This window comes from Acinetobacter bohemicus ANC 3994 (assembly GCF_000367925.1).
Taxonomy (GTDB): Bacteria; Pseudomonadota; Gammaproteobacteria; order Pseudomonadales; family Moraxellaceae; genus Acinetobacter; species Acinetobacter bohemicus.
In genome coordinates this window covers 180,689-189,885 of sequence record NZ_KB849168.1, presented here as the reverse complement: position 1 = coordinate 189,885, position 9,197 = coordinate 180,689, and the positions used below count along the sequence as shown (strand labels likewise).

At 42.5% G+C, this 9,197-nt stretch carries 9 protein-coding genes; 5 read left to right on the top strand and 4 right to left on the bottom strand.

Annotation, left to right across the window (positions count from 1 at the left end):
- Positions 1–132: 132 nt before the first annotated feature.
- A complete protein-coding gene (locus F994_RS08645) occupies positions 133–546 on the bottom strand; it encodes a thiol-disulfide oxidoreductase DCC family protein (RefSeq protein WP_004649923.1) in 414 nt (137 codons plus the stop codon).
- A 304-nt stretch (positions 547–850) separates the two neighbouring features.
- On the opposite strand from F994_RS08645, the gene katG reads away from it, so the two are divergent.
- Positions 851–3,046, top strand: a complete 2,196-nt coding sequence (katG, locus tag F994_RS08640; RefSeq protein WP_004649922.1) for a catalase/peroxidase HPI — start codon at positions 851–853, stop codon at positions 3,044–3,046.
- A gap of 131 nt (positions 3,047–3,177) precedes the next feature.
- Positions 3,178–3,687 (top strand): hypothetical protein, encoded by a 510-nt coding sequence (locus F994_RS08635; protein ID WP_004649921.1) that lies wholly within the window; start codon positions 3,178–3,180, stop codon positions 3,685–3,687.
- Positions 3,688–3,807: 120 nt separating this feature from the next.
- On the opposite strand, the gene F994_RS08630 is transcribed toward F994_RS08635, so the two are convergent.
- Complete coding sequence (locus tag F994_RS08630; protein ID WP_004649919.1) at positions 3,808–4,425, bottom strand: TetR/AcrR family transcriptional regulator; 618 nt, start codon at positions 4,423–4,425, stop codon at positions 3,808–3,810.
- 78 nt (positions 4,426–4,503) lie between these two features.
- On the opposite strand from F994_RS08630, the gene F994_RS08625 reads away from it, so the two are divergent.
- A complete protein-coding gene (locus F994_RS08625) occupies positions 4,504–6,156 on the top strand; it encodes an acyl-CoA dehydrogenase family protein (protein ID WP_004649918.1) in 1,653 nt (550 codons plus the stop codon).
- A gap of 6 nt (positions 6,157–6,162) precedes the next feature.
- On the opposite strand, the gene F994_RS08620 is transcribed toward F994_RS08625, so the two are convergent.
- Positions 6,163–7,299 (bottom strand): DUF389 domain-containing protein, encoded by a 1,137-nt coding sequence (locus F994_RS08620; RefSeq protein ID WP_004649917.1) that lies wholly within the window; start codon positions 7,297–7,299, stop codon positions 6,163–6,165.
- Positions 7,300–7,582: 283 nt separating this feature from the next.
- Positions 7,583–8,035, bottom strand: coding sequence for an Lrp/AsnC family transcriptional regulator (locus F994_RS08615; RefSeq protein WP_004649916.1), 453 nt, complete (start codon positions 8,033–8,035; stop codon positions 7,583–7,585).
- A gap of 151 nt (positions 8,036–8,186) precedes the next feature.
- Between F994_RS08615 and F994_RS08610 the strand changes: the two genes are divergently transcribed.
- Positions 8,187–8,801, top strand: a complete 615-nt coding sequence (locus F994_RS08610) for a LysE family translocator (protein ID WP_004649915.1) — start codon at positions 8,187–8,189, stop codon at positions 8,799–8,801.
- A gap of 201 nt (positions 8,802–9,002) precedes the next feature.
- Positions 9,003–9,191 carry a DUF7230 family protein gene (locus F994_RS08605; protein WP_004649914.1) on the top strand — a complete coding sequence of 63 codons (189 nt, stop codon included), beginning with the start codon at positions 9,003–9,005 and terminating at the stop codon, positions 9,189–9,191.
- The last annotated feature ends 6 nt before the right edge of the window (positions 9,192–9,197 follow it).

Genomic DNA, 9,197 nt, shown 5'->3' with positions numbered 1-9,197 from the left:
ATGCCTTTGATTACTTTGGGCTTATCCAAAGTAATAGATGAGCTCCAAGTATTTGATTTAAAAATATAAGACTCCGTTGTGAAGCACTAAAAAGTTAAGGAGTTTATTACAAAACTCCTTAACTGACAGGCATTAGCGCTTATTCTCAGCAGATGGAAGCAAACAAGCATCGGTTTGACCAAAGAGCTGATAACGATTAAGTGCCACACAGCGGTATAGAAAATCTCGGATTGGACGAGGGATGAGATAGCCCGCATTCATCAGCGAAAAAGGCAGCCCCAAATGCTGCATGACTTTAAGTAAAGCTGTCGATTCGGTATAAAGTTGTCCATCTTTAACCACGAGCATCGTGGTGTAATATTCTGTCGACATTCCATAATATTGCAAAATTTGTTCCCCCAAAGCCGATTGAGCAGAAACCAATTTAAATTTTAGCTTTTGATCGTGTTTGATTAAGAATTTCGCCCAAGCATTACAAATCACACAAATGGCATCAAACAAAATAATGTCATGTTTTTGAATAATGGCTGCAATGCAATATTCCATGATTTGATTTATTCTGAGTGGTTATATTATGACTATAGCAAATTATTTTCGATAAAAAACAAAGTCAAAAATGCAATCATGATTATTTTTTAATGCAGTGAAAATAAAGCCTTAAAACATTTAATTCCTCTTCTTAAAATTGAATATTTTTAATTTTGCTGCATCTCTTAAATAGACATTTTCGATTGTTTTTATTCGTAAAATCTACTTTTGATTGTGCTCTAAAACAGCTATGTTGATAGGGTAATCAATTTATAAACGGTTCTTCACAATAATCAATTGAACGTAAATTTGGAGTTCAAAAATGACAAATGATATGCAAGCTGCATCGGGTTGTCCTTTTCACCAGAAAGATGGTGGACAAACGAGTTTAGCCAGCACCAATAATTCTGATTGGTGGCCGAATGCCCTCAATCTTGACATCCTGTCGCAACACGATAAAAAAACCAATCCAATGGATCCTGATTTTGACTATGCCGCTGCATTCAAATCATTGAACCTAGAAGCCGTTAAACAAGATCTACGTGAACTCATCAACAGCAGCCAAGAATGGTGGCCATCTGATTATGGTAGCTACATTGGCATGTTTGTACGTACCGCATGGCATTTGGCGGGTTCATACCGTAAACAAGATGGACGTGGTGGAGCCAATACAGGCAACCAACGCTTTGCACCACTCAACAGTTGGCCGGATAACGTCAACACCGATAAAGGCCGCCGCCTACTTTGGCCGATTAAACGCAAATATGGCAACAAAATTTCATGGGGCGATTTAATCGTTCTTGCAGGGACCGTGGCTTATGAAGAAGCAGGTCTAAAAACCTTTGGTTTTGGTGGTGGTCGTTTAGATATTTGGGCACCCGAAAAAGACATTTACTGGGGTGAAGAGCGTCAATGGCTGGCACCAACGGCAAACCGCTATGCCAATGACCAAGACCGTAAATCGCTTGAAAATCCATTAGCTGCGGTACAAATGGGCTTAATCTACGTTAACCCAGAAGGGGTTGATGGCATCCAAGATCCGCTGCGCACTGCACAAGACATGCGTGTCACTTTTGACCGTATGGGAATGGATGATGAAGAAACTGTAGCACTCACTGCTGGTGGTCACACCGTAGGTAAAGCACACGGAAATGGTAAAGCAGAGAACTTAGGGGCAGATGTCGAAAGCGCAGATGTGGAGTTCCAAGGTCTTGGTTGGCACAACTCGGAAGGTACGGGCAATGGCGCGAACACCATGGTCAGCGGCTTAGAAGGGGCTTGGACCACACATCCAACCAAATGGGATAACGAGTTTTTCTACCTGCTGTTCACTTATGAATGGGAAAAAACCACCAGTCCTGCGGGTGCGAAACAATGGGAACCGATTAACATCAAAGAGGAAGATAAACCTGTTGATGCGCATAATCCCAATGTACGCCGTAACCCAATGATGACCGATGCTGATATGGCATTAAAAATGGACCCTGAATACCGCAAAATTTCAGAGCGTTTTTATGCAGACCCCGCTTATTTGTCTGAAGTGTTTGCGCGTGCTTGGTATAAGCTCACTCACCGTGACATGGGACCAAAATCTCGCTACTTAGGTGCAGATGTACCGAATGATGATCTGATTTGGCAAGACCCGATTCCATCGGTCGATTATGTTTTGTCTGAAGCTGAAATTGAAGAGTTAAAAGCGAAGTTGCTAAACAGTGGTTTAACTTCGGTTGAATTGATTAATACCGCTTGGGACAGTGCGCGGACTTTCCGTGGTTCAGACTACCGTGGTGGTGCCAATGGTGCACGTATCCGTCTTGCACCACAAAAAGACTGGATCGGCAATGAGCCTGAGCGTTTAGCCAAAGTTTTAGCGAAACTTGAAGAAATTCAGGCGGGTCTGGCGAAAAAAGTCAGTATTGCAGACCTCATCGTATTGGGCGGTACGGCAGCCGTTGAGAAAGTAGCGCAAGCTGCGGGTGTGAATGTCAAAGTGCCATTCACAGCAGGACGAGGTGATGCGACTCAAGAGCAAACCGATGTGTATTCTTTTGAAGACTTATTGCCTAAGCATGATGGTTTCCGTAATTGGGTTAAAGAAGACTATAGCGTACAGCCAGAAGAACTTTTGTTAGACCGTGCACAATTACTCGGTTTGACTGCGCCTGAAATGACGGTTCTAGTCGGTGGGATGCGTGTACTCGGTACAAACTATGCAGGTACAGCAGAAGGTGTGTTGACGGCTCGCGTGGGGGTACTGAGCAATGACTTTTTTGTGAACCTAACGGATATGAAATACAACTGGAAACCCGTGGCTAAAAACCGTTATGAAATCGTGGACCGTGCAACTGGGGCAACCAAATGGACGGCAACACGTGCAGATTTAGTCTTTGGTTCGAACTCGATTTTACGTTCATATGCAGAAGTTTATGCGCAAGATGACAACAAAGAGAAATTTGTAAAAGACTTTGTTGCTGCTTGGGTGAAAGTAATGAATGCAGACCGTTTTGATGTGAAGTAGTTTTTACTGGAATAAAAAACCGTCCGTAAGGGCGGTTTTTTGTAGACTTTAATATGTTGATATTATTTGATTTATAAGCGTAATTGCGTATAAAGTATCAATTTTATGAAAACTTAAATTTAGAATTACTTATGTCAAAAGCTTTTTTTATCTTGATGGCTTTCATTTTACTTTTTACTAATAGTTTATTGCATGCAGAGACCAATACACTGAATCAGGATAAAGTACTAAAACCGTTTATATTTGAAATTGGTTCAGATTTTTCAACTATCCAGACTAAATTCAATTTAGAAAAACATACTCCAAACGTGAATTTCATCAAAGAATCAAACTGGTATATATTGGCAACCCCAATTGGACCTATTTCACTTCAAGAATGGCAAGGTAAACTTCATTGCATCGCTTATGATATCGATACAAATGATATAGAGTTAAAAAAGAAAATTATCGAATTTCTATTTGAAAAATATAAAATGAATTTCGAATGGGTGGATAGAGTTGATAACGGATTTTATATCTCATATGAATTATCTAATGATTCTATTCAAGGGATTTATGCTTATTCACTAGGAACAACTATTTCTTTTACCAGTAATGAAATTAGAAAAGCTGAAACAAAAATTCGTTTTCCAAATCTTTAGCTACTAAAAATTCAATTTAATATAATCGAGCTTATACGAATCACATTTTATTAGTATCTTATATATCAATTATATATATTAAGTGTAAGAACGAAAAATGAAGAGGAAAGCCTGTCTTTATTAACAATTAAGCTTTCCTAAATTTTGAAGAATATCTTCCTCCAAAATCACCCACTCTCCAAACTCTGGCTCGACCAACAAAGTCTGCGACACAAAGCCATAACATACCCGTTGCACATTTAAACTCACTTGCTTGAGTTGCTCTGCATCATCAATATAAGGCTCAAGGATGCTGTGCCACATTTGCACCATCATGGCATAACTCTTTCGATAGCTTTCAATATTCGACACCTGCCGTTCCAGCAAAAAAGTCTGCGCCCAGAGAAACTGTCGAGCGTGAATTTGCTCAAGCTGAAAGTGAATAATCTGCTGTAAATAGTCCTCAAAACTTAATTTTGTGGATAAGGCCATCAGGCTTTGTGCATAACTTTTTAGCTGCTCCGCATTACTTTTCACATGTTGGTGAATGGTCAATGCAACCAAATCTTCCTTCTTGGAGAAGTACTCATAAAAAGTACCTAAACCGACTCCCGCCACATCGGTAATTTCCCGAATGGTAATTTCGTGTGCATGGCGCTCATGCAAAAGCCGAACAAAACTTTCTTGCAAAGCTTCTTGGGTAAGTTTGGCTCTGGATTGGCGCGGTCTACGACGGACTTGGATCTCAGGATTCTTCATGGCACAAAGCTGAACATGGCAGACTCAATTTTTCTCTATACTGAAATGAAAAGCACAGCATAACAAGAGCAAAGTGACATGAATACTGCATGGATGACCCATCAAATTAGCAATCAGTTTGATGAACTGGAAAACTATAACCTGTTTGAAACCGATACCGTTTTACAAGAAATATTGGCCCGTTATGGCAGTCAGGATCAGGCAAGACTCACGGAGATGGGTAAAGTCATTGGCTCTGCGGAATATTATGACTATGCCGAGCTCGTCAATAGGCATACGCCCATATTGCATGCCTTCGATACGCGCGGACGCCGTAAAGACTTTATCGAATTTCATCCCGCATGGCATAAATGGATGGGGCTGAATCGTCAGTTTGATACCCATGCACATCCGTTTAATTATCCCCATTCATCCTCAAAATGGGTCGAGTGGGCAGCGCGTTTTTATTTGGCAGGGCAGGTGGAGTGTGGAAACTTGTGCCCAAACTCGATGACCTTAGGCAGTATTCCACTGATTCAACGCGAACCTGAACTGTGGGCTAAAATCGGCGATAAGTTACTTTCGACCGAATATGATGAGCGTGATGTGCCGATCAGCCAGAAAAAATCGATTTGGCTAGGAATGGGCATGACCGAAAAGCAGGGTGGTTCGGATGTGCGTGCCAATGAAACCATCGCTGTACCAGTCGCAGAGTCGGGGCGCGGTCAAGCTTATTTGCTCACAGGGCATAAGTGGTTTTTCTCTGCACCCATGTGTGATGCGCATTTGGTGGTGGCGAAGACGAAACAAGATGGTTTAGCGTGTTTCTTTGTACCACGTTGGCTAGAGGATGGAACCAAGAACCCAATCCATGTGCAACGGCTGAAAGACAAAGTGGGTAACCGTAGCAACTCCAGCTCGGAAGTCGAATTTAAAGAGGCGTGGGGTATCATGATTGGGGAAGCGGGGCGCGGTATTCCCACCATTATTGAAATGGCGAACTATACCCGTTTGACCTGTTCGGTGGGCAGTACTGCCATGCTGCGTCAGGCTTTGGTGCAATGTATTGCCTATACCCATCAGCGCAAAGCCTTTGGTAAGCATTTGGTTGAACAACCGCTGATGCGCGCCGTACTGGCAGATTTAGCCTTAGAAACGGAAGCCGCGATACAGCTGAGTTTCCATTTGGCCCACTGCTATGAAGCGGATGATGCGCTGTCTGTGGCGTGGAAACGTATTATGACCCCAGCTTCGAAGTTCTGGGTATGTAAGCGTGCAGTTGAGCTGACAGGGGAGATGATGGAAGTCTTTGGCGGCAATGGCTATGTCGACAACGGCATGATGGCGCGCATTTTTAAAGAAGCCCCGGTCAATACCATTTGGGAAGGTTCGGGCAATGTCATGTGTTTGGATGTGCTACGTGCCATCAGTCGTGATGTGGAATCGCTAGAAGTCTTGTTTAAAGATCTAGCCTTGACAGCCATGCAGGATGAAACATTGAAAGATGAATTGCAGTCGCTGCTTAAATTACTCCAGCAGACACCTGAAGACTTACAGTTTATGGGGCGCAGTTTGGTCAGTCGTCTGGTCATCTTAGCTCAAGCCGTCTTGCTGAAACGGTATGCGCCTGACTATGTGGATGATGGCTTTATTCAAAGCCGTTATAGTCCATTTCATGGTCGGATTGTCGGGATGCTTGAGATGAAACAGCCCGACGTAGAGCGACTGCTTCATAGAGCATTTGCAGCTTAAAGCTTGCTATTGTACTGAAAGCTTTTGCGCCTCATCTTGTTCGAGTTTGACGTTGGGGCTGTCTTCAGCCTGAATAATATCAATCGGAATAAAGCGGACTTGAACAATACTTGGGTTATCGTTCAAGTCTGGCAATAGCTTTTGATTGAGTGCCGCAATTTGCGCTGGACTAGGCGGGATATCTCCACGGACAGAGACATGGACGAGTGTGAAATCATCTCTTTTATCATATTGGATGGTATCAATAATATTATTGGCATGGTTCAGCTCAGTGCTAATGGTCGCTTCGGTACTGCTTTCGTACAGCCGTGCATTGAGCAGCGCATAAAAGTTAAAGGAGAGATAAATCCCCAAAAGCGCCAAGAACATTAAGCTGACGGCATTCCGTTTAAGAAATTCTTTAACATTGCTCTGCACTTCTTCGCTGGAACCGCGTCTAAAGCCTGCAATCCAAAGCACTAAAGATGAGCTAATCTGAATGGCGAAGATGTTGGTCACTGCCAGTAAAAATGCATTGGCTGAGTTTTTCCACTCCATATGCGCAAATAAAATCCCGCTGGCCACTAAGGGCGGAACTAAGGCGGTCGCAACGGCGACACCGACCACAGCCACAGACAGGCGAGGCGATACTGAGGCAAAAGCACCTGCGGCACCCCCTGCTAAAGCAATCATTAAATCCAAAATGGTCGGCTGCGTGCGTGATAAAATTTCATTGGTCATGGGCAGGTCATAGTTCACTAACCCTAAAATGATCCCGATGCTATAAATCATGGCAATGCCCAGTAGCAAAGTGGATAGTGCGGTTTTAAACAGCAGCCAGCGGTTATCAATTAAAGCCAAAGCGATACCTGAAATAGGCCCCAGCATCATGGCAACCAACATCGCGCCAATCACCACCGCAGCCGAATTAGACAGCAGTCCATAGCCAGCAATGACGGCCGCTAAGGCATTCATAATGAGAAAGGTTTTACTTGGTAGAGCATCGGCTTGAATATTTAAACGGACTTTTTGGTGGTCAATTTTTTTGGAATTTTCGCGCAAGGCTTGCTTATAACGAATTTTCTCTTTTAAAAGTTCATACTTTTCTTGGTCAGGTGTTTCTTTGATCACAATGGTTGCATCTTTGTCTTTTTCGTGTGGCATGGCGATGCTCTTATTTTGTATGTGATTAAGATTTAATCTAGCGCTTTTATCAGTGGAAGCAAACAAAAAAATGGTGAGCAATAATATGATTCGCACTTAATTTTAAAGCAGGCTTAAACAGTAACTTTTATATGCAAAAAAGGCTTATTTTTCTTTTTATTCGCTGTTGAGTTGCACTTATTTTCAAACAGATCGCTTAAACAGCTGCTTAAAAATAAGAGGTGTCATACTTGCAAAGTGCAGCTGAATTATAGGTATTTAGTTGATCCTAGAGCGTGCTCTTTTAGAACAAAACGCTGCGATGCGAAATAATATTTTTCATCACCATGGTTGAGATGAGACGTTGTACATTCGGTAGTGCTGACAAGTGTTCATCATAGAGTTTTTGATAACTTTCCAAGTCATAAGTCACGACATGCAGCAAGTAGTCGGGATCGCCAAAAAGCCGCTGTGCTTTCACAATTTGCGGAACTTTAAGAATCGCTTCTTCAAGACTCAGCACCGAATCTTTATCGCCATTTTTGAGCGTCACAAAAACAATGGTGGAGAAATTCAAGCCAAGCTGGGAGATATCCAACTGTGCGCGATAACCTTTGATAATGCCAGCTTCCTCTAAAGCTTTGACACGTCGATGGCAAGGCGAAAGACTGAGTCCCACTTTATGGGCCAGCTCCGTAACCGATAAACGACCATCGGCTTGCAGTTCAGCAAGAATCTTCTTATCAATTTTATCCATGTGGAAGAATCTCCCCTTTTTAGGCGTTATTGCACAAATATTTGAAAGCACATTTTAGAGCCTAAAGGATATCCTTTCAAAATTATTTGATACAGATCATTTTTTGATTGGGTCAAACATCAAAAACGATGAGTAATAAGAGGGGAAAGGGATGTCACTGAATATTTTGATTGCATTTTGGGGTGTTTCCATCCTGTTTGTGATGACACCAGGTATAGATTGGGCCTATGCCATTTCGTCGGGGATACAGGGCAAAAGAGTGTTGCCTGCGGTGACAGGTTTATTAACTGGGCATTTGATGGCTGCACTCATTGTTGCTGCAGGTGTGGGTACATTGGTGGCCAGTCAGCCCGTATTGCTTCAAGTACTCACCGCTGTTGGCGCTGTTTATTTGCTGTGGATGGGGCTGAGTTTGTCGATGCGTCCTGCGAGTATTAGCAGCGATCAGGTGGTCTTAGCATCTTCGAAATCTTGGTACATTCGAGGGGTTTACTTAAGTGGCTTAAACCCGAAAGTCCTGCTGTTATTTTTGGCTTTATTGCCGCCCTTTATCGACCCGCAAGCGGCTTTATCGCCCACTTCTCAAATTGTTTTATTGGCAGGGATTCACCTCATCAGTTGTGCAGCCGTTTATTTCTTGGTGGGATTTAGTGCGCAAAAAGTGTTGGGAACACGTCCGCAGGCCGCGATGATGGTCAGTCGAGTGTCAGGGGCATTGATGATATTGATTGCGATTATTTTATTGTTAGAACAGTTTTATGTCTGAGCGACCTTTTAAGCTCCATGCTAATCCTTATAATCAAGGGCAATGTAAATCAGAGCATTGCCTCAATGCGAGTAGTTGGATCGAAAAAAATGGATTTAACGGTAGGATAAATCTAGTCAAAAGCGCTTGTAATGTGCGCCAAAAAGCGTAAAATTTGTACCGTATCATTCACAATATGATCACATCAACAAGGTGGAAAAAATGGCAAAGAAGAAAGCTGAGCCAAAAGTTGTGATTCACAACTTTGTGGCAAAACATATGCATGAAGTCAATCAAAGCCAAGTCTTTGTAGACCGAAAGAAAAATGCAAAACGCGGCTATGACAAGCACAAAAAAGGGAGATATTCAGATGATTATCTCCCTTTTTTAATGCCCCTTCTTTGGGTTTAAAGACCT

Excerpts from the sequence above, each read along its gene's own strand:
- F994_RS08645 (WP_004649923.1), bottom strand. The coding sequence starts at position 546 with ATGGAATATTGCATTGCAGCCATTATTCAAAAACATGACATTATTTTG.
- F994_RS08630 (WP_004649919.1), bottom strand. The coding sequence starts at position 4,425 with ATGAAGAATCCTGAGATCCAAGTCCGTCGTAGACCGCGCCAATCCAGA.
- F994_RS08625 (WP_004649918.1), top strand. The coding sequence starts at position 4,504 with ATGAATACTGCATGGATGACCCATCAAATTAGCAATCAGTTTGATGAA.
- F994_RS08620 (WP_004649917.1), bottom strand. The coding sequence starts at position 7,299 with ATGCCACACGAAAAAGACAAAGATGCAACCATTGTGATCAAAGAAACA.
- F994_RS08610 (WP_004649915.1), top strand. The coding sequence starts at position 8,187 with ATGTCACTGAATATTTTGATTGCATTTTGGGGTGTTTCCATCCTGTTT.
- F994_RS08635 (WP_004649921.1), top strand. The coding sequence starts at position 3,178 with ATGTCAAAAGCTTTTTTTATCTTGATGGCTTTCATTTTACTTTTTACT.
- F994_RS08615 (WP_004649916.1), bottom strand. The coding sequence starts at position 8,035 with ATGGATAAAATTGATAAGAAGATTCTTGCTGAACTGCAAGCCGATGGT.
- F994_RS08605 (WP_004649914.1), top strand. The coding sequence starts at position 9,003 with ATGGCAAAGAAGAAAGCTGAGCCAAAAGTTGTGATTCACAACTTTGTG.
- katG (WP_004649922.1), top strand. The coding sequence starts at position 851 with ATGACAAATGATATGCAAGCTGCATCGGGTTGTCCTTTTCACCAGAAA.